Origin of the sequence: Bacillus cereus group sp. N21 (genome assembly GCF_016483395.1) — a bacterium.
In the GTDB taxonomy this organism is placed as follows: Bacteria; Bacillota; Bacilli; order Bacillales; family Bacillaceae_G; genus Bacillus_A; species Bacillus_A pseudomycoides.
Window position 1 is genome coordinate 1 of record NZ_JAEHBX010000256.1, and the last position, 400, is coordinate 400.

The window sequence follows — 400 nt, forward strand, 5'->3', positions numbered from 1 at the left end:
CCCCATGCCAATCAAGCTAAAGCGAAATTGTATCCATAATACGAAAAACACCTCCATTAAAATCATAACTGATACTTACGATTTAGAGAGGTGTTTTTTATTGTCTCTTTCTCATGGGGCACTCCAATAGGAAAGGATGACGTATTTTTTCATTTTAGGGAGGATTTTGTTTTATTAGCTTAATAGCGTTGGATTGCCGCTGGAATTCCAAAAACCCCAAAATTTATTTTTAGAGTAAGTTGGGGGTTTTTGAACCAGAAAGATATATGTTTAACTATAAAAACTATGACAAAATTTATCCGTTTTTCCTTTTTTGCCTACTCGCTAAATTCAGCAAGTAAAATATTTTTAAAAGGGTCAGGACTGTTAGCTTTACCCATGCTGTTCAAATTGACGGCCA

1 pseudogene is annotated in these 400 nt (G+C 34.5%); it reads right to left on the reverse strand.

What is annotated here, in order from left to right:
• Nucleotides 1-317 precede the first annotated feature (317 nt).
• Nucleotides 318-400 (reverse strand): annotated as a pseudogene (locus JDS96_RS30745) (serine hydrolase); the annotation flags it as partial.